Annotated in this window: 10 protein-coding genes; 5 read left to right on the top strand and 5 right to left on the bottom strand. The window is 41.1% G+C overall.

Annotated features, from left to right (window positions below; translation table 11 throughout):
* The first annotated feature begins 543 nt into the window (after positions 1 to 543).
* Positions 544 to 1758, top strand: a complete 1215-nt coding sequence (locus tag H6G08_RS11925) for a response regulator (RefSeq protein ID WP_190542226.1) — start codon at positions 544 to 546, stop codon at positions 1756 to 1758.
* 63 nt (positions 1759 to 1821) lie between these two features.
* Here H6G08_RS11925 and H6G08_RS11920 read toward each other — a convergent pair whose 3' ends face one another.
* The 3 genes from H6G08_RS11920 to sbcC form a co-directional block, all read right to left on the bottom strand.
* A complete protein-coding gene (locus H6G08_RS11920; RefSeq protein WP_190542222.1) occupies positions 1822 to 2592 on the bottom strand; it encodes a class II glutamine amidotransferase in 771 nt (256 codons plus the stop codon).
* 107 nt (positions 2593 to 2699) lie between these two features.
* Positions 2700 to 4679 carry a putative bifunctional diguanylate cyclase/phosphodiesterase gene (locus tag H6G08_RS11915; protein WP_190542463.1) on the bottom strand — a complete coding sequence of 660 codons (1980 nt, stop codon included), beginning with the start codon at positions 4677 to 4679 and terminating at the stop codon, positions 2700 to 2702.
* 1204 nt (positions 4680 to 5883) lie between these two features.
* Entirely contained in the window at positions 5884 to 8910 is a 3027-nt protein-coding gene (gene sbcC, locus H6G08_RS11910) for an exonuclease subunit SbcC (RefSeq protein ID WP_190542220.1), read from the bottom strand.
* 765 nt (positions 8911 to 9675) lie between these two features.
* Here sbcC and H6G08_RS11905 point away from each other — a divergent pair.
* Positions 9676 to 12933, top strand: a complete 3258-nt coding sequence (locus H6G08_RS11905; protein ID WP_242046137.1) for an EAL domain-containing protein — start codon at positions 9676 to 9678, stop codon at positions 12931 to 12933.
* Positions 12934 to 13118: 185 nt separating this feature from the next.
* Here H6G08_RS11905 and H6G08_RS11900 read toward each other — a convergent pair whose 3' ends face one another.
* Together H6G08_RS11900 and H6G08_RS11895 are read right to left on the bottom strand one after the other, a co-directional pair.
* The gene (locus H6G08_RS11900) at positions 13119 to 14873 is read right to left on the bottom strand and encodes an N-acetylmuramoyl-L-alanine amidase family protein (protein ID WP_190542214.1); all 1755 of its coding nucleotides are present in this window, start codon (positions 14871 to 14873) and stop codon (positions 13119 to 13121) included.
* Between the two features lie 83 nt (positions 14874 to 14956).
* Entirely contained in the window at positions 14957 to 16789 is a 1833-nt protein-coding gene (locus tag H6G08_RS11895; protein ID WP_190542211.1) for an N-acetylmuramoyl-L-alanine amidase family protein, read from the bottom strand.
* A gap of 194 nt (positions 16790 to 16983) precedes the next feature.
* On the opposite strand from H6G08_RS11895, the gene pyrG reads away from it, so the two are divergent.
* The 3 genes from pyrG to H6G08_RS11880 all read left to right on the top strand — a co-directional run bounded on the left by pyrG (position 16984) and on the right by H6G08_RS11880 (position 21346).
* Positions 16984 to 18606 carry a CTP synthase gene (gene pyrG, locus H6G08_RS11890; protein ID WP_190542208.1) on the top strand — a complete coding sequence of 541 codons (1623 nt, stop codon included), beginning with the start codon at positions 16984 to 16986 and terminating at the stop codon, positions 18604 to 18606.
* Positions 18607 to 18862: 256 nt separating this feature from the next.
* The gene (locus tag H6G08_RS11885; RefSeq protein WP_190542207.1) at positions 18863 to 19285 is read left to right on the top strand and encodes a hypothetical protein; all 423 of its coding nucleotides are present in this window, start codon (positions 18863 to 18865) and stop codon (positions 19283 to 19285) included.
* A 216-nt stretch (positions 19286 to 19501) separates the two neighbouring features.
* The gene (locus H6G08_RS11880) at positions 19502 to 21346 is read left to right on the top strand and encodes a serine/threonine-protein kinase (RefSeq protein ID WP_190542204.1); all 1845 of its coding nucleotides are present in this window, start codon (positions 19502 to 19504) and stop codon (positions 21344 to 21346) included.
* The last annotated feature ends 83 nt before the right edge of the window (positions 21347 to 21429 follow it).

Below are 21429 nucleotides of genomic sequence, written 5' to 3'. Positions count from 1 at the left end.
CGGTAACTACAGGAATCCTCTAATCAAGGAAAATCAAGCTTCTGCACCAGCATCATCAATAATCAGTTGGGAAAATTATCGATTTTCGGTGTTAATAGTCAAAAGTTCACAGTCTACAAGGCTTTATGTCAGATTTCATTAATTCAAGAGCAGATGGCTATATAAATCTGCAATTCATAGGTAAATAGAGACTTGATTACAAAATTACCTCTTTTTGACTGAATTAAACTTATTTTTATCTTCATATTTTCCTCATTTTCTCTAAATATTATTAGGCGCAAAGGGTGAATAATCACCACAGCAAATTCTTTGGTTATATCTACTTAATCCACTCGTTGAAAATGCGTAATTTCTATAGAAATCAAACATTGATCGCTGTATCTTTAGCCAATTGTAATATCAGAACTTATACTGATATTCTTTACATGGAGCAACATTAATTTATTTTTTAGAATTATGTTATTATAATATTTCATAATTCCCTAACATTAATTCCCCCAGCATTTCTACCACAATTGGCTAGTTAGTTTCAGGTGATGCAGTATGAACAGTATAGAAATCACAGAATTGAGTAAATTACTCAATGGATTAAATAGGTTTACGCTAATTCAATATAACGGTAGATTAAATTTTCAAGATTCTTCAGGCATCAAATGGTCTTTGTATTATCGTTTGGGGCAAATAGTTTGGGCGACAGGTGGAAGTCATCCCCATCAACGTCTGCGCAGATATCTCACCCAAAAATGCCCCCAAATTGATATTAATACCATCGTACTCAATCATGAGAATTTATCAAAAGAACATTGGGATTATTGCCTTTTAGAAGGGTTATTTAATAAACATCAAATTAAAACATCACAATTTAACGCTATTGCCGAAAGTATAATAACAGAAGTTTTATTTGACATGGCGCAAAGAGTAAATAGCGAGGCTTTAAGTTGTGATTTCGATCAAGATGTCATCTTAGATGCACCGATGAATTCCACAAGCGGCCAGATGTATTTAAAACACATGCTAGATGCTTGGAATAATTGGAAAAACGTTGGTTTAGACAAAATTTCTCCTAATTTATCACCTGTATTGCGCAGACCAAAAGAACTCCAAGAGCAAGTTAGTTCCTTTGCCTACAACTACTTTGTGAATGTCCTCAACGGCAAATATACATTTTGGGATTTAGCTGGGAAAATGCATCAGAACGTTTTACCAGTCACTCGTTCTTTGCTGCCTTATATTAATCAAGGAATTATCGAACTGGTAGAAATAAAAGATATTCAATTTCCAGTTACTCAACCAAAAAGTAATGCAGCTTCGGCACCAACAAATACAGCAAATGCGCCACTGGTAATTTGTATAGATGATAGCGCTCAAATCTGCGCTATGTTGCAGCAAATACTCACCGCTCACGGCTTGAGATTTATTGGGATTCAAGAGCCAGTGCAAGCTTTACCAATTCTGATTCAGAAAAAACCAGACTTGATTTTTCTAGATTTAATTATGCCAACTGTGAGTGGATATGAAATCTATGCTCAACTGCGCCGGAGTTCTTTTTTGAGCAAAATTCCTGTGGTGATTTTAACAGGTAGCGATCGCCTATTGGAACCAGTTCTTTCTAAAGGATTTGGCGCAACGGAATTTATGACTAAACCAGTCATCCCCGCTCAAGTCAAAGAGATAGTCAATAAGTTAATTGGTACCAAAATCGCAGCAACTGTTAATCAAGGGCATCAATCGCCTAATTTAGCTGTTTGTTCTTTATAAATAGTTTGTAGTCAGGACTTTAGTCCCAACTACAAACTTCTTGGATGGAGTTGAATTCACAGGCTATACTTCTAGAGGTAAACCATCCTGAAAAACTAGCAGTTCTCCTATTGGGATTGTTGTCCATACCTCATTGTCAGTCAGGGGAGTAGTAGCGATAATAGCAACGCGATCGCTTAGGGAAGTTAATTCCCGAAAATCTACAGTCATATCACTATCAATTAAATGCGCCGCAGCAAATGGCGCTTGGCGCACGATGTAGCTGAGTTTGGTTGAACAGTGAGCAAAGAAATGTTCGCCATCAGATAATAAGTAATTAAATACACCTGCTGATGCGAGTTTAGCAGTAATTGTTCGCAGAACAGGATACAGTTTTTCTAAAGGTGGCTTACCCTGGGGAAAGCTTTGTCTAAGAGTCTCTAAAATCACACAGAATGCTTTTTCACTGTCTGTTTCACCCACAGCTTGGTAAAAGCCCATATTCTCCGGCTGAAAATCTGGTAAATTGCCATTATGGGCAAATACCCAATACCTCCCCCACAGTTCCCTTTGGAAAGGATGACAGTTTTGTAGCCTCACTTCGCCTTGGGTAGCTTTGCGGATATGGGCGATGACATGGTTAGAGTGAATGGGATAACGCCGCACTAAATCCGCTACAGGAGAAACGATCGAAGGTTTATCATCGATAAAAATCCGACATCCTTTTTCTTCAAAGAAGGCTATACCCCAACCATCAGAGTGATCGTCAGTTTTTCCTCCCCTAGCAGAAAACCCTTCAAAAGAAAAGCAAATATCTGTTGGGGTATTACAATTCATTCCCAGCAGTTGACACATTTTTCAAACCTGAGGATATTATCTGGGATTACAATACTTCAGATTGCTGCTCAAGTTCTGGTGCGATCGCATCAATTTTAAGATTTCATTACACTGGGCTATTTGTACTAAGCAACTAAAAAGGATGTACTAATGCGCCGGGATTTAGACTTTCGCAGCAATTTTGTTACATCCTCCGCAGGTAAGGGGCGACTAAACAGGTAACCTTGCATTAACTGACAATCTAGAAGTTGTAATAAATTCCGTTGTGCTTCAGTTTCTACGCCTTCAGCAACAACTGCTAACTTCAATCCATGCGCTAAACGAACGATCGCAGTTGTAATTGCGGCATCATGATTATCATGGGATAAATCGCGGACAAAAGATTTGTCTATTTTTAAACAATGAATCGGAAAATTTTTCAGATAGCTTAGAGAACAATATCCTGTGCCAAAATCATCTATGGATATGGAAACACCTAAATTATATAATTCACTCAAAATTTTTCGTGTGAATTCTACATTTTGCATGGCTACGCTTTCAGTGATTTCCAACTCTAAGCACTGGTGCTTTAATTTAGTTTCTTTTAATGTCTGCGATACTATATTTACTAAATTACGTTGCTGAAATTGTCTAGCGGAAAGATTAACAGCGACTGAGAGTGATGGTAAATCGAGATTTTCTTGCCAAAATTTAGTTTGGGCGCAGGCTGTTTTTAAAACCCATTCACCAATAGATAAAATTAATCCAGTTTCTTCAGCAATGGGAATGAATTCATCTGGAGATATCAGACCTAATTCTCGATGTCGCCAACGTAATAAAGCTTCGATTTTGGTAATTTTACCTGTAGTAATATTTACTTGTGGTTGGTAGTAAATTTCAAATTCTTGGCGCTCTAAGGCATAATGCAAGCTATTTTCTAAAATTAATAATTTAGAGGAATCGGCATTAATTTCTGAGTTATAAAATTGATAATTATTGCGTCCTTGAGACTTAACAATATATAGTGCAGCATCAGCATTTTTGATTAAGGTTTCCGCATCGTTTCCATGCATGGGATAGACAGCGATACCAATACTAGGGCTGATATGCAACTGATAATTTTCTATATCAAATACTGGTTTGAAAGCTGCTAATATCCTATCTTGGATTGCAGCAACTTCTTTCGTATCTTTGATATTGGGTAAAATTAAGGTAAATTCATCGCCACCCCAGCGCGCAAGGGTATCAGTCTCTCCTATACATTCCATTAAACGTTGGGCAACAATCTGCAATAATCGATCGCCTATACCATGACTGAGTGTATCGTTGATGGTTTTAAATCTGTCTAGATCTAAAAAACATACAGCTAATTTATTACCACTTTTTTGGGCTTGGGCTAATGCTTGAGACAATCTTTCATTGAATAATACTCGATTCGGTAGATTGGTTAAAATATCGTGCAAAGCTTGATGACGAATTTTCGCTTCTGCTAATTTGTGAGCTGTCACATCGCGAAAACTCCAGACTCTACCGACTATTTCACCATTGATACATTGCGGTTGAGAATAACGCTCGAATACTCTGCCATCTTTAAAGGCGATCGCATCATAAATCTGGATATCTGGATTTAAGTTTAATTCTCTAATAGTAGCAATATACTGTCTTGGCGCTTCTAGCTGTTTAATAGCCAATCTTAGCGCTTTTGTATGATTTCCAGAGGATATGACTGACTCAGGAATGCACCACATCTGGAGAAACTTTTGATTAAAGCCTGCAATTTTACCTTGGCTATCTACTACTAAAATCCCATCAGCAGTAGATTCTAAAGTTGCATATTGCAAGGAAAGAGATTTTTCCAGTTCGGTTTGTATTCGCTTGCGTTCGGCAATTTCTTTGTGTAATTCTGAGGTACGTTCAAAAAATACATGTTCTAACTGAGAAGCACAATTTTGAATTTTTGACATTACTGTCTGTATCTCATCATCTGTTAATTGCGGTTTACAGAAGATTTTTTTCGGCTCAGAATTTGAATTATTTCTGACTTTAGGTAATAATAAATTTGCTAAATACTCAGCAAATAATTTAACTCCTAAGCAGGTCAATAAACCAACCATTAAGATAATCATGGTAGTTTCTGCTATGGTAAATAAGTTATGTTTTATTTGTAAGAATACTCTTGTGATTTGCATAATCAATCACCTGATTTAATATATAGCCAATAGGGCTTTTTCAGTATGTATTTATTTTAAAGATTTTTTATACTTATATTTCATTTTTTTAGTATTTCATTTTTTTTAGATTTTCCGGGGTGATTGTAGTTTCTTAGCTACCAATATTGTTAGTATTTGTTGCTTTGTGACTTTGAGTGCAATTGATATGCATGATGTAGTCATGGCTTTCTTGCCAAAAGTATTGTCTCTAGTCTCATGTAGAAAATCAGCAATTACATTTGAAAAAAATCGATTTTCTGATAATTTTGGCAATTTTAAGAACTTTTTAATCGGCTGATTTATGGTTAGCTCTACAAGATTCTTTGTACTAATTGAGAGTTTGCACATAATAAAATATTATATGATTCCCCAGGAATTTCTGAACTGTAAAAGAAATTAACTTATAGATAAAAGTCACTTACATTAAATAAAGTTTTGCGATTAAATGGCTACTGATTTAACATAATGACCTTAATTTTAGACAAACTTTACAAAAGTTAATAATTATTTTGCTGAACTCGAACCACATATCTATTTGCCTAACGGCGAAGATGTAAGACTAATTTTATATTCCCCATAAAAGATTAATCATATTTAGAAAAGCAGGAAAATAAAACAAGGTATACAGATTTTTTGGCAAAAATCAAATATGAGTCCGCTTTCATTTGCTAATACTATACGATCGCCAGGATTTATATTTTTCAAATACCACACTTATTGAAATATTTTTGTGGTAAATCATGATTAGGAAATGCTACATAACAGCGTAAATAGCAAGGAAGCAGAAACAACAGGTAAATCTCAAATGTAGAGGTTAAAAGAGTAATACCGTTGAATTGCAGCGATTTTTAGGTGAATTAACCACATTTGCGTTGGCGAAGCTTCTCCCACAGAAGCCTCTGGTAGAGAAAATACAAAGATCCCTTGGGGTAATTAAGTAGGGAGACATAATTATTTGTAGGATGGGTTAGCGATAGCGTAACCCATGCGGGTGTTGGGTTTCGTTCCTCAACCCAACCTACGTCCATCTTATATTTAATTCCAACTACCTACTTATTAAAAAACCCACAACGAAAGTGGGTTTTTGTCAATCAAGTTTATTTGAAAGAAAACGTAGGTTTTAGATTAACAAACGTACTTGTGAACCTTGTTGATTTTTATTGACTTCGATTCGCGCTTGAAAAGCTTCTTTGAGGTGGGGCATGTGGGTGACGGTGAGAATACAAGCGAAATCAGAAGCGATCGCATTAATCGCCGCAATCAAGCGATCGCATCCTTCCGCATCTTGAGTACCAAAACCTTCATCCACAATCAACAATTGCAACGCCGCCCCCGCTCTCTGCGCCAACAATTTGGCTAAGGCGAGGCGAATGGCAAAGTTAATTCTAAAGGCTTCTCCGCCAGAATAGGTTTCGTAAGCCCTAGTACCTCTGGCATCGGCAATTAAAATGTCTAGAGTATCTATTAATTTGGCATTCTTCTTGGTAGATTTACTACTCTTGCCAGCTTTTTGTGTGATAAATTGCACGTGCAACTGATTGGCGCTGAGGCGCGAAAGTAGTTGATTTGTCTCCGCTTCTAACTGCGGCAACACGTTTTCTATCATCAGTGCTTGGATACCATTTTTACCAAAAGCCTGGGCTAATTCCTGATATACCCGTTGTTGCTGCTTGGTGGCTTGTAATTGCTGCTGCTGTTGTTCATACTGATTTTGCATGGTTTCCAATTGCGCCGCCAACTGTTCTAATCGCCCTAATTTGGCGATTTGCTCGTCTAGTTGGCGTCTACGTGCGTGTAATTGCTGCTCTAAAGCTTGAATTTGCGCCGTAGGGTTAGCAGTTTCTGTCAACTGTTGTTGAATACTGTCGATTTGGCTAGCTAATGTTTGCCTTTCCGCCAATCTCGCAGTTTTCGCAGCAACTAATTCTTGCGATCGCATTTGCAGTTGGGGATACTGTTGCTGGGCTGACAACATTTGTTGATGGCGAAATTGCCAAGGTTGATTTTGCTTTACAGCCTGACGTAATTGATTGTGCTGCTCGGAACTGTAACCGAGTTCTGTAATATAGCGATCTAGGGCGGCGATTTCTCTGGCGCAGTCAGAATCAGTTTGTTCTTGCTGAATTCTCAGTTCTAATTGGGCAATTGTGGCTGCTAACTCTGGTTTTCTCGCCGCTAACTGAGTCTGACGCTTGGTTGCGTCTTTAATCTGCTGTAGTTTAATTTCTGCCCAGCGCCAGCGCTCCACTTCACTCCGCGCTAGGGCATGATCTTGCTCATTGTAATTGAGTTGTTGCAGATATTGGTCTAATTGCCGCAGTTCCGCTTGTTTATCTGGGGCATAATCGCCTAATTGTAGCGATCGCTCTAAATGTTGTCTTTCAGCAGCAATTTGTTGTAGTTGTTGTTGTACATCGCTAGTCGCTTCGAGTTGGGCTGCTAACTGTCCTCTCTGTTCCCGTAATGTATCATAAGTTGCTAACTGTTGCGAGATATCACGGTATTCTTGCCGCAGCACTTGAATCTCTCTGTCCGACACAGCCATCTGTTCCCGGACTACCCAAAATTGTCCCTGTGTATCTTTTAATTCTGTTTCTGTCTTCTCAATTACGCGGTTCCAGTGATGCTCATCTAAAGGACGTTCGCATAAGGGACAAAGTGCATTGGGATTTTGCAGCATTTGCAGCTTTTGCTCTAATTCTCCCAGGAGTTTTTCATAATCTCGCTGGTGGGCTTGCAATCTCTCGATAAAATGCCTTCTTTCTTGTCCTTTTTCTTGAACTCGCTGTAAATAAACCCGCTTTTTCTCCAATTCTTCAATTTGAATCGCCACATCCATTACAGCTTGTTGCAGTTGGGGTTGGCGATGTTGCTGGCGTTGGAGTTGATTTTCTGTGGTTGTTAGCTGTTCTAAGCGCGCTACCAAACCAGCGTGAAATCTATCGATTTGACTTTGTAAAGTGGCACGTTGTTGGATTAAAGGAGCCACTTGCATCTGCAATTGATCGAGATGGGCTACCCGTTGACGCGCGGCGGTGAGTTGAGCTAATCCTGCTTCCACATCGCCCGATTTTGTCAGAGTTTGCTGAATTTCTCGCTCTTGTTGCTGCACAGCTTCTAATTGCGCTGCGGCTTGTTGCAGTTGGCGTTCAATTTCTTGAATTTGTTTATCGAGCTGCTGTTGCTTTTGTTGGCGGGTTTGTTGAGCGCGGGTATATGCGTCAAATTTCGTTGTAAAAACTTCTTCTTGGGATTGCAGATGTTGATAATGAAGATATCCGGCTTGAATCTCGGCTTCTTGGCTTAAAATCTTTTCTAAATCGGCAATTTGACCTTTAACGGCTAACTGCTGTTGTTGTAGGCGATCGCAATCTTCGCTGAGATTTTGGTATTGTTGTCTTACAAAACTCAGTTGTTCAACTTTAGTTTGGCGTTGGTGCTGTACCACCTGCAAACTTTGTAATTGAATCGTTTCAAAAGCTTGTACCTGTTGCAGTTGATTCAAATCTGCTGCTAACTCTGTTCTTTGCGCCTCAATAGTTTCACGCTGTTGGAGTTGAATCTTCATCGATTCTAAAGAACGTTCCAATTCCTCCGCCCTAGCTTTAAACTGGCGAGATGATTCTTTAGCGCGTTCTTCTAAATCATCGTACTGATTAAGTTTTAATAACTCGGCTAAAATTTCCTTGCGTTCTGTGGGACGCTTGAGCATGAATTCATCCGCCCGACCTTGACGCAGGTAAGCAGAATTAATAAAAGTATCGTAATCAAGCTTAATATGTTCTAAAATCAAATCCTGGGTTGCCCTTACACCTTTACCAGTCAAGGGACGAAAACCCGAAGGCGTTTCGATTTGAAATTCTAAAACGCTACTCCCATTCCGTACACGAGTGCGAATGACTCGGTATTTTTGCTGATTACTTAAGAAAGTAAAATCAACCCGGACTTCTTTAGAGCCTGTATGAATCACATCATCTTCAGCAGCAGCGCGGCTTTCACCCCAAATTGCCCAAGTGATTGCTTCTAAAAGGGAAGATTTACCCGCACCATTGGAACCACAAATACAAGCTGTATGCAAGCCGCGAAAATCTAAAGTTGCTTCGCGGTAACTGAGGAAATTTTTCAGAATTAGTTGTATTGGGATCATTGAGGCTATTAGGCCACATTAACTTTTAATGATTAGCAGTAAAGATGTACTTCTTGTTAGTTTAGCTATCTACATATCAGTATTCTAGTCTTGAAGACTTTGATTTTACAAAAATTAACAATACAATTAACTCATTTTTCTTGTGGATGAAAAAATTTTTGTCAATCCCAAAGAAAAATAGCTAGTCGGGAAGAGTGAAATTTTTGCTTGTTAACTTCTGCATTTAGGTAAGAAGTAGAGTAGTAACTGAGAATTTTCTCTCCTTAACTAGTCCAAGAAGACAGGCGAAAGCTTTGCCAAGCAAGCTAGGTAAATCTCATAAACTCAGGCTAGAACCAACCAGCCAAAGTAAACAATCAAAAGATAACCATGAATTCGGTTTAGATTAGCTCCAGGGTAGTAACTTGACTAAAGTATTTTACTTTTATCATAGAAAAATCAAAATTATCCATATTTGACTCAAAAAATTGCCAGTTTGTCAACTGGATTCATGGCAAATATCGAGCAAATTTCCATCCCAAGATTGGTTTGAAGAGTCAATAGTCAATAGTCAATAGTCAACAATTATTTGTCCCCCCTGCTCCCTGCCCCCTGCCCCCTGCCCAATGCCCAATGCCCCCTGCCCAATGCCCATCCTTCATACTCTCTGCATGAAAAATGTGGCAAATCTACTGTTGGAATTACGGTACTGATAAGGGCACGATCGCAGTAACAATTTAAGAAATTCTTAACTATCTTGCCAGAATGATCCTATCTTCCACTGCTTTGACGGCAGCTGATCTGGAGTCAGCAATTGTACGTAACCCACTGATCGTTTCGCCAGATACACCTGTGAGCGTAGCGATCGCGCAGATGAGTGGGATTCGGGCGGTGTGTTCTTCTACCAGAGCAGCAGACACGGAAATTGCTGTCTTACATCAGGAGGCAAGATCTAGCTGTGTCCTGGTAGTAGAAGATGCCAAATTATTAGGGATTTTTACAGAGAGAGATGTAGTACGCCTGAGTTGCCAAAAGCGATCGCTAGAACAGCTATCAATTCGGGAGGTAATGACACATCCAGTAATTACCTGGCAAGCATCTGCTTTTACTAATTTGTTTGTTGCAGTTAACTTGCTCCAGCAGTACAATATCCGCCACCTACCATTGTTAAACGAGCAGCAGCAAATTGTCGGACTTTTAACTCATGAAAGCTTGCGCCAATTATCACGCCCTATAGACTTGCTACAATTACGGCTGGTAAGAGATGTGATGTCTTCACAAGTCATCTGTGCGCCTCCTGATGTTTCGATGTTAACAATTACCCGGTTGATGGCGGAAAATCAGGTAAGTTCGGTGGTAATTGTCGCCGAAGCATCTGTAAGCTTACCAATTGGAATTGTCACAGAGCGGGATATTGTACAATTTCAAGCCTTAGAACTAGATTTTGAACTGCTGCAAGGTCAAGATGTCATGAGTACCCCAGTGTTCTCAGTCAACCAAGAGGACTCTCTTTTAATTGTGCAGCAGATTATGCAGCAATATTTAGTTAAAAGAGTCGTAGTAGTTGGTAAGCAAGGAGAATTATTAGGAATTGTCACTCAGACAAGTATCCTTAAAGTTCTCAATCCTTTAGAGCTAAATAATTTAGTTGAAGTATTAGAAAATCGGGTATTGCGATTAGAAGCCGAGAAATTAGAATTACTGCAAAATCGTAACGCCGAACTAGAAAAGCAAGTTCAAGAGCGTACAGCGATACTCAAAGCCAAAGCCGAACGAGAAAAGCTAATTGCTACCATTGCAACCCAAATCCACTCTTCCCTCAACTTACAGGATATTCTGCAAACCACAGTGAATGAAGTGCGATCGCTCTTAAAATGCGATCGCGCCGCTATTTGGCAATTCCAACCAGATTGGAAACTCGTAGTAGTAGCCGAATCCGTCGCCAATGGTTGTGATTCTCTGACGGGTAAGGAAATTTACGATGCTTGTTACACGCCAAATTGGTTAACTAGCGATCGCAAAGAACGGGTGCGAGTTGTGGAAGATATCTACACCACGCCGATGAGTGATTGTCATCGCCAGTTACTTAAATCATTGTACACGCGGGCGAAAATTTTAGTCCCCATTATCGAAGGTGACAACTTATGGGGATTGCTGAATGTGGTGGAAGGTGAAAAGCCGCGCCAGTGGGAAGCCGAAGAAATTAAACTGATGCAACAACTTTCGACACAAGTTGCGATCGCGATTCAACAAGCTACCGCTTACCAAAACCTGCAAACAGAATTAGCCGAACGACAACGCACAGAAACCGATCTTCGCCAAAGCGAACAACGCTATATTTCTTTAGCTGCTGCTGTACCCGTGGGGATTTTCCGCACCGATACCCAAGGCAATTATCATTATGTTAACGAACATTGGTGTCAAATTACCGGACTCACACCCCAAGAAACCGCCGCTACTGGATGGATAAAAGGATTGCACCCCGAAGATAGGCAAAAAGTTACGACAGAGTGGAATGCGGCTTTGCAAGAAAATCGTTCTTTTCAGCTAGAGTATCGCTTTCAACATCCTGATGGTAAAGTAACTTGGGTCTTTGGACAAGCCGTTGCCGAATCAGAAAAACCTGGAGAAATCACCGGATATATTGGCACCATCACCGATATTAGCGATGCCTATCGGCAAGCTGCGCAACGCAAACATGCAGAAGAGCAATTAACCTACAATGCTTTGCATGACGCCCTCACAGACTTACCCAACCGTAACATGCTCATGGAACGGTTAGAATTAGCTATTAACCGTGCCCAGCGAGTAGAAAATTATCATTTTGCGGTTTTGTTTCTCGACATGGATCGGTTTAAAATCATCAATGATAGCTTGGGGCATTTAGCGGGAGATCAGCTACTGCGAATCATTTCCCAAAAGCTTAAATCCAAAATTCGGGCAATGGATTTAGCTGCTCGCTTAGGTGGTGATGAATTCGTCATTTTACTCGAAAATCTCGAAGGAATTGAAGAAGCAATTGTTGTGGCTGAGAGAATCTTGACAGAATTTCAGTCCCCATTAATCCTCAATGGCTATGAATTTTTAATTACTACCAGCATCGGTATTGTTTTAGGCACAGCTCGTTACCATCAAGCTTCCGACTTATTGCGCGATTCAGATATTGCCATGTATCAAGCCAAAGCCCAAGGCAAAAGCTGCTATAAAATATTTGACGCGCAAATGCACGCTAAAGCATTGATCAGACTCAATTTAGAGCATGAATTTTGCAAAGCTTTAGAACGCAAAGACTTTATACTTTACTATCAACCTATTTTTGATATTAATACCAATCATCTCATTGGATTTGAAGCTTTAGTTCGCTGGCAACATCCTATTTGGGGTTTTGTTCCTCCCGCCGAATTTATTCCCATAGCTGAAGAAACAGGTTTAATTGTGCTTTTAGATAACTGGGTACTTTACACAGCCTGTCAACAGCTAGCAACCTGGCAAAATCAGCACCCCAATTTACCGCCTTTAAAAATGAGTGTGAATTTGTCCGTTCCCGATTTGCGCAAAGCTTCTTTAGTTCGAGATATAGAAACAATTTTAGCAGAAACTGGTGTAGATGGTAATTGTTTAACTTTAGAAATTACCGAAACTATGCTGATTAATAATATCAATGATACGCTGATTGTCTTAGAACAATTAAAGACATTAGGTATTCAAATTAGCATTGATGATTTTGGCACTGGATATTCATCGCTAAATTATCTCCATCGCTTACCCGCAGATGCTTTGAAAATCGACCGTTCCTTTATCAATCAAATGCAAGCAGGCAACCGCAATTATCAACTTATTAAAACTATTATTACAATTGGCAATCAGCTTGGTTTAGCAGTGATAGCCGAAGGCATTGAAACCCAACAACAACTGCAATGGTTACAGGAACTCGGCTGTGAATTTGGTCAAGGTTACTTGTTTTCACCGCCTCTATCTGCTCCTAAAATTGAAGCATTATTTATGAATACAGGTTGTAGTCATATTTCTTGCCAATTGCAATAATTAGTCGGCGTAATTAAATATAACTAGCAAGGGCTGTTATTAGTCATTTGTCATTAGTCATTTGTTAGAGACGCGATTAATCGCGTCTGTACAATTATCATTAGTCATTTGTCCTCTTTCCCATGCCCAATGCCCAATGCCCCATGCCCAATGCCCAATGCCCAATGCCCCATGCCCCATGCCCATCACCTAGACTTAAACCACTCAACAATCCCATCTGCTAACGCCTTCGCTTTCTTTTTCTGTGCTTGTTGGTTGACTATCTGCTCAAATTCATCGGGGTTACTCATAAAACCTAACTCCAGCAACACCGATGGCGCAATATGGGGACGTGTCAACGCCAAGTTATTCCAAAATACGCCAAAAGAAGGTCTACCTAAATTTTTCACTAGCCGATTTTGCAGGAACACCGCCAAACTTTGTGCTTGGGGATGATACCAATAGCTACTTACACCTTTAGTATTTTCGGCATCACCATCATCAGGTAAAAAGCGATAATGAAAAGTAAGAGCGATCGCAGGTTCTTCTTGTTCAATCATTTTCTGGCGTTCTCCCAGTGATAACTCCCGATCCTCTTGTCTTGTCATGACTACCGTTGCGCCTCGCTTTACCAACTCATACCGCAATAATTTTGTCACCTGCAAATTTAAGTCTTTAGCTAACACACCATTAGGCCCCGCAGCACCCGATTCTTGTCCCCCTTGTCCTGGATTGAGTAAAATCTTGATTCCCGATAATGGCTGTTGTTGCTTTTTGGCAATTTTTGGTGGATGACGCAAACTTAAAACTAAGCTGGTATTTCTGTATATCAGCTTATATCCCCATTGTTGTTTGTTTTTGAGGTGAAAGGTATATTGCACTGTTTTGGGGGCAATTTGCTGCCAATCTAGGCGAGAAATTACAGGGCTATCATCTAGGCGAATAATGTCTGTTTGGGCATGAGTGTTATGTAGGGTGAGGGTAAAAGTTCCATCACCGTGGGTAACGCTGACAGGTACGGGTACTTGCAGGGGAAAAATTATCTCCGTTGCTGTGGATAATTGCCGTGATGTGACGCTGCGAATAACTGAACTAGTGGCAACTGTACCCGCCAGCAGCCGCGTTTCTTGGCTATTAATCCAGCCGCCGTAGTCAAGACGTAACCAATCACCTTCTTTCGCCGTCACTGCTGCCACAACACCCTTTGGTAGCGGTGTCAGCCGCGAATAATCTGTACTAGGCCCGGTGCGGGCTACAGCAGTTTCGGCTGTAACTTCCACCACAGGTAATTTATTTGGTGTTAAAGTTTGCACCTTGCCGATACTAGGCTGAGTCAGGGTTTTACCATTGAATGTGAGTTGAAATTCTGGTTGTTGCCAATCACCACCTGTCTGCAATTTTCTACATCCCCGATACTTACCGGGAGTCAATTCTGGGATAGGCTGATTTTTGTTGATGAAGATAGCCGAATTGCTGGGTAGAGAAATCTGTTGTGGTTGCGGTAATAAATCAACAGTTTGCTTGCCAATATTCACCGCTACCTTAGCATTGAGAGGAGCGATGGCATTAAAACAAATTTCTTCTGTGGGTAGGCGGGAGATATCAACAGCAGGAGTGAGAGAATTGGGGGCAAAGGCTAATCCCTTTGGTATTTCTGCTTGATTTGCCAACCTTGTCACCCGCAGCAGCAATTCTTGGTTTTGGTAACGCACAGTAAACAAATTCTCTCCCAACTTTAAGGGAAAACTAGGCGCAAAATGACCAGCTTGACTGCGCTTAATGGGTTGAGTGTTAATAAACACTTGTCCTGTTGCTGGTGCGCTACCCAGTAAGAAAATTTTATCTGTCTTCGTTTGGTGATTGGTTGGCGGATACACCAGCTTGATTGTATTTTCTTGTCCCCAAGCTACCCTGGCAGTGATGAGAGAAGTGAAGGCGATTAATTTGATCAATGATTGCATGAGAGTTGTACCAATTCAAAATTCAAAATTCAAAATTAAGAATTCTATTTGCCCCATGCCCAATGCCCCATGCCCCATGCCCATCACCTAGACTTAAACCACTCAACAATCCCATTAGCTAAAGCTTTCGCCATCTTTTTCTGTTCTTGGGGGTTGACTACTTGCTCAAATTCATCGGGATTACTCATAAAACCCAATTCCAACAACACCGCAGGCGCAGCCGTGGGGCGCGTTAGGGCGAGGTTATTCCAAAAAACACCATAGGAAGGTTTTTTCAAATTTTTGACTATGTAATTGTGCAAAAATAATGCTAAACTGTGTGATTGGGTGTTATACCAAAACGTGCCAAATCCCTTGGTTTTCTCCGCATCACCGTTATCGGGTAGGGAATTGTAGTGAATCGAAAGAGCGATCGCAGGTTCTTCTTTACTAATAATTTGTTGCCTTTCCACTAAAGACACATCGCGATCGTCCTCCCTGGTTAACACCACCGTTGCGCCTAGCTTCACCAACTCATCGCGCAACAACTTGGAAACTACCAAGTTGACATCTTTTTCTAAATAGCCAGTTGGGCCACTGGCACCTGATTCTTTGCCCCCATGACCGGGATCGAGTAAAATCTTGATACCGGATAAAGGTTTGCGTGTTTTTTCTCTCAATGCAGGTGGATGACGCAAAGTTAAAACTAAGCTCGTACCTTCATATCTCAACTTGTATCCCCATTGTTGAGAGTTTTTGAGATTAAAGGTGTATTGTACTTGTCCGGGCGCTACCTGTTGCCAATCTAGGCGAGAAATTAGGGGACTATCATCCGTGCGAACAATATCTGTTTGGGCGGTTGTATTGTAAAGAGTGAGGGTAAAAGTGCGATCGCCTTGTTTTACACTCACAGGTACGGGAACTTCTAGGGGAAAGACAACCTCTGTCGCACTAGAAAGTTTTCGATAACCAACACTGCGCATGATGGTGTGTGGTGAACTTGCACCTGGTAAAACTTGGGTTTCTTTACTATTAATCCAAGCACCATAATCCAGGCGTAACCATTCGCCTTCTTTAGCAGTGACGTTGCTTCTTGTGCCTTTGGGGAGTGGTGTCAGTCTTGAATAGTCAGTACTAGGGCCAGTCCGCGCTACGCCTGAGTCGGCTGTAATTTCCACAACAGGTAATTGTGAGGGTGAGAGAATTTGAATTTTTCCAGTACCCGACTGCGTTACAGTCTGACCATTCATTGTCAGTCTAAATTCTGGTGTACCCAAATCAATATTTTTACCGGAATCTGGAATTACAGCACCGGAAATATTATTATTACCGTCAACTGTCGTGCGGCTGGAAATTGGGTAATCAAGCTGTTGGGCTACAGTGCAACCCTCATACCTTCCTGCGATAGACTGGTTAGCAGGTTGATTTTTCCCCGTTAAGGCTGCCAAATTATTTGGTAGTTGTGCCTTGATGGGTTGGGGTGCAAGAACAACAGTTTGATTGGCTAGAGTGACAGATACGCTGGCGTTAGGCGGTGCAATAGCGCTAAAACAAATTAATTCCCCCGGTAGTCTGGCGATGTCGGCTACTGGCGTTAACGAATCTTTGGCAAAGGCTAAACCCTGTGGTAGCTGAGGCTGAGTGGTAAGTCTAGTCACCTTAATCTGAAGTTCTCGATTTTGGTGGCGGACAGTAAACAAATTATCTCCCACCTGCAAGGGAAAGCTTGGGGCAAAATGACCAGCTTTGCTCCGAGTAACTGGCTTACCATTAAATAACACTTGGCCATTTGCTGGTGCAGTACCAAGAAAAAAGATTTTTTCCGCAGTTGTTTGGTGGTTTGTTTGGGGAAAGACAACTACAAAAGATGAATCTGCCAATGTTATGGGGGAGGTGACAACAAGGCTTAATAATACTAGTCCTAAGAGTTTTTTCACAGCAAGATCGCGGAAGATTTCACAATAGTTACTGTGGCACAATGACCACAAAAGGATGAAGGCTGAAGACCTAAGGATGAAGGTTAAAGCATGTTGGTGGAAATTTCATACTTTACACTTCACACTTCATACTTCATACTTCATACTTCAGATGACGGATGTATTTTTAGAAGTGGCCGGAAATTCAAATTAGTATGACTAAGTTTATTTTTGTAACTGGGGGCGTAGTTTCCAGTATCGGCAAGGGAATTGTAGCAGCAAGTCTGGGGCGATTGCTCAAATCGCGCAATTATTCTGTGTCGATTCTCAAACTTGACCCTTATCTGAACGTCGATCCTGGTACCATGAGTCCCTTTCAACATGGGGAGGTTTTTGTTACCCAAGACGGCGCAGAAACAGATTTGGATTTGGGGCATTATGAACGCTTCACCGATACTTCAATGTCACGCCTCAACAGCGTTACTACTGGCTCAATTTACCAAGCTGTAATCAACAGAGAACGACGCGGTGATTACAATGGCGGGACTGTGCAAGTCATTCCCCACATTACTAATGAAATTAAAGACCGCATATTAAAAGTCGCGAAGAATACAAATCCTGATGTGGTAATTACAGAAATTGGCGGTACGGTAGGCGATATAGAATCCCTGCCGTTTTTAGAAGCAATTCGCCAGTTTCGCAAGGAAGTAGGGCGACAGAACGTGCTGTACATGCATGTTACTTTGTTACCTTGGATTGCCTCAGCTGGGGAAATGAAAACTAAGCCCACACAGCATTCGGTGAAGGAACTCAGATCCATTGGCATTCAACCAGATATTTTAGTCTGCCGTTGCGATCGCCCTTTACCTGTCGGCTTAAAACGCAAATTATCCGAATTTTGCGATGTGGCTGAAGAATGCGTGATTACTTCCCAAGATGCTAAGAGTATCTATGAAGTCCCCTTAATGCTAGAAAGGGAAGGTATGGCCGAGCAAGTCTTAGATTTGCTGCAAATGGAACAACGCCACCCAGACTTAGTACAGTGGCAAAATCTCGTCCAGCATTTACACAGCCCCAAACACGACATTGAAATTGCCATTGTCGGTAAATACGTGCGCTTGGGCGATGCTTATATTTCCGTAGTCGAAGCCTTACAACATGCCGCTATTTCCACTCATGGCAGGTTGCGTCTGCGCTGGGTAAACTCGGAAGATTTAGAAAATGCACCAGCAGAAAGCCAACTAGAAGGCGTTGATGGTGTTCTTGTACCCGGCGGTTTTGGTGTTCGGGGTGTCGATGGGAAAATTGCCGCCATTAAATATGCCCGCGATCGCCAAATTCCCTTCTTAGGTTTATGCTTGGGAATGCAATGTTCTGTCATTGAATGGGCGAGGAACGTTGAAGGCTTAAAAGATGCCAATAGCGCCGAATTTAACCCCTATACCAGCGCCCCAGTCATTAACTTATTACCAGATCAGCATAATGTGGTCGATTTAGGCGGCACAATGCGCTTAGGAGTATATCCTTGTCACGTACTTCCCAATACCTTAGCGTTCAAACTCTATCAAGAAGATGTGATTTATGAACGTCATCGCCATCGCTATGAATTTAACAATCATTACCGCAGCCTGTTACTAGAGTCAGGTTATGTAATTAGCGGTACTTCCCCCGACGGGCGCTTAGTGGAAATAGTCGAATTACCCAAGCACCCATTCTTTTTAGCTTGTCAATTCCACCCAGAATTTCAATCCCGCCCTAGCAATCCTCATCCATTATTCCAAGGATTTATTAAAGCTGCGATCGCTCATTCTATTCCCCCATTGGTACAACAGCACTAATCTAGCCTGACTGAACTAGAAATTACCAAAAACTGATCGTTTGGGGTTCTCGTCTATCCTGCAAACCCATGACTGTTACTCTGACTTATAAAATTGGCTGATACTGCACCGATAGGTATGGCATCTTTATTCCCTACGTGCTGTACTAGTGTAAGCTGACAACAATAAACTAAAATTCACAATTAGCAGTAGCTTGTTTACGATGAGAATTGTGAATTTTTTTAAGAGTGACATCACGGGTAGCTGAGGAGATGTTGTGGCGTACTGGGTGAAAATCCTTTACGAAAGGAAAAAATATGTGGTCAATTTTGACCGTATAAACGCCTTTTGTTATGAACAAAATGGCAGAGTTACCTTTTGGTTACCAGATTCTGCTATTCCTATAGTGATTAACCCACAAACTAATCCCCAAGACTATCAGAAAATTTTGAGATACATAGAACATGTGACAGACTTAGAAGTCGAACATCCCCATTGGGTAAAAATTTTTTATGAAAACAATGAATATGTAATTAACCTCAATTGCATCAGTTCTTTTTGCCAAGAGGCTAATGGCAGGATTACATTTTGGTTACCAGATGGCACAATTCCCATCATTATCAATCCCGTGAGTAATCCTGAGTCTTATCAAAAAGTTTTGCAATTCGTTCAGAAGGCGACGGGGTATTCTTTGTCTTAAGGCAGAAGGCAGGAGGCAGGAGGCAGAAGGGAAGGGGGGACAAGGGAGACAAGGAGGACAAAATCAATTCAAAATTCACGCATTCAGAAATATTTTTGACTTTTGACTTTTGACTTTTGACTTCTTCTGCCCAATGCCCTATGCCCCGCATTTGGTATACATTGGAAAGGGCTGTGTCTTACGACAGGCTACTAGGCGTCCACGCTTTCTTAGAGCATGACAATAACCCTTCTCAACAATCGGTATCAAGTTATTCAGGTACTCGGCGCTGGAGGTTTTGGCGAAACCTTTCTGGCAGAGGATACTCACATGCCTTCTCGCCGTCGCTGTGTGATTAAACAACTCAAACCCATCAGTAATGACCCGCAAACCTACCAATTAATTCAACAGCGCTTTGAAAGAGAAGCGGCTACTTTAGAATATTTGGGTAAAAGTAGCGACCAAGTACCAGAACTCTATGCCTATTTTTCGGAACATGGGCAATTTTACTTGGTTCAAGAATGGATTCAAGGTCAAACTTTAAGAAATGTTATCCAGACTCAAGGAAAGTTAAACGAAACATCTGTCCGCGAAATTCTCTTAAGTCTGTTGTCTGTCTTAGAATATATTCACAGTAAAGGTATTATTCACCGAGATATCAAGCCCGATAATATTATTATTCGCTCGCCTGATAGCAAGCCAGTGTTGATTGATTTTGGTGCTGTTAAGGAAACTATTCGTTCAGTGGTGAGTTCTCCGGGATTACCTGCGCAATCGCTGGTAATTGGGACGCCAGAGTATATGCCCAGCGAACAAGCTTTAGGTCGCCCAGTCTATGGTACTGATATTTATAGCTTAGGTTTAACAGCAATATATCTACTTACAGGTAAATCACCCCAAGAATTAGAAACTAACCAGCAAAATGGCGAAATTCTCTGGCAGAATTATGCCCCAAATGTTTCTCCTGGTTTGGTAAAGGTACTGAATCAGGCGATTAAACCCCATGCTAGCGATCGCTACACCACAGCTAGTAAAATGCTTTATGATTTGGAATCTGCCAGTTATATCATCCCGCCTCAAGCTACCTCAGCGCGGACACAGAGTTTATCAACTAACCAAACTCAGCCTTTATATTCTCCACAATATCCTCCGCAACAACGCCAAGTAATTCCGACACCAGTTTGGCAAAAGCCTGCGGTGGTTTTTGGTGGTTTAGCAGTCGGTGGTTTGTTAATTGGGGTATTATTTTCTAACCTTACCCGCCAACCAGTAGCAGACACGCCAGTTGTCACTAATACTACTCCTTCCCCTGAACCTTCAGCTATTAATACTCAACCAACCGCTAGTCCTATTAATACTCAGCCTTCACCAACTGCATCACCATCACCTGTAGCAGAAATTCCCGCACCAACTTCTACCTTTGAACCTAACGTTAACCCCAATGTAGAAACCAAGCCCCCAGTTACATCTACATTGCCACAGCAGCAAGCACCTGTTATAGCTGATACTCCAGAACCAGTGGCGACAGTAGCACCACAGCCAAATACTCAAAATCAGCCGCCTGTAGTACCAACACCAGAAGTCCGTTCCACACCAGAAAATAATACTCAGCAGCCGAAATCAGTTACTAATAACGTCAGACAACGAGTTCCCGCATTTCCTACAGGGACATCTAGAAGCAGCGTAGAAGCTACCCTGGGTAAACCGGCTAGAGACTTAAGAGGACTTTGGCGAAATACGCGGGCTGTTACTTATAAAATAGTACCTAATCAAATTGATGTTGGCTACTTATTTGATCGCAATACTGGTGCATTACGCCAAACTGAAGCAGCTTTTGCCCAATCAGTAGACCCCCAAGTGATGGAAAATACTTTAGATGGCATGTTAGGCGGTAAAGCTAATGAAGAAATTAGACAGGGTTTAAGACAAATACAGCAGCGTCAATCTGATAATTTCCAGTTTTCTAAAGGCGGTGTTAAGGGTCAGATTGTCCGCCAAAACTGTGATTTTATTTACATCAGTATTTGGGATGCGGATTTACATGATTTTGTTAATCCGGCTGATGCTAAACAGTGTAGTTAATCTCTGCTATTTTCATAGCAAGTAAAAAAATACACCCCACAGCAGCGCTGTTAGGTGTATTTTTAATTGGTGTTGAAGAATTA

Origin of the sequence: Calothrix anomala FACHB-343, from assembly GCF_014696435.1 — a bacterium.
GTDB classification, from domain to species: domain Bacteria; phylum Cyanobacteriota; class Cyanobacteriia; order Cyanobacteriales; family Nostocaceae; genus Aulosira; species Aulosira anomala_A.
This window is presented reverse-complemented; position numbering and strand designations above follow the sequence as displayed.

Bases quoted from the DNA above. Each gene is read 5' to 3' on its own strand.
- H6G08_RS11925 (WP_190542226.1), top strand. From the start codon at position 544: ATGAACAGTATAGAAATCACAGAATTGAGTAAATTACTCAATGGATTA.
- H6G08_RS11920 (WP_190542222.1), bottom strand. From the start codon at position 2,592: ATGTGTCAACTGCTGGGAATGAATTGTAATACCCCAACAGATATTTGC.
- H6G08_RS11915 (WP_190542463.1), bottom strand. From the start codon at position 4,679: ATGATTATCTTAATGGTTGGTTTATTGACCTGCTTAGGAGTTAAATTA.
- sbcC (WP_190542220.1), bottom strand. From the start codon at position 8,910: ATGATCCCAATACAACTAATTCTGAAAAATTTCCTCAGTTACCGCGAA.
- H6G08_RS11900 (WP_190542214.1), bottom strand. From the start codon at position 14,873: ATGCAATCATTGATCAAATTAATCGCCTTCACTTCTCTCATCACTGCC.
- pyrG (WP_190542208.1), top strand. From the start codon at position 16,984: ATGACTAAGTTTATTTTTGTAACTGGGGGCGTAGTTTCCAGTATCGGC.
- H6G08_RS11880 (WP_190542204.1), top strand. From the start codon at position 19,502: ATGACAATAACCCTTCTCAACAATCGGTATCAAGTTATTCAGGTACTC.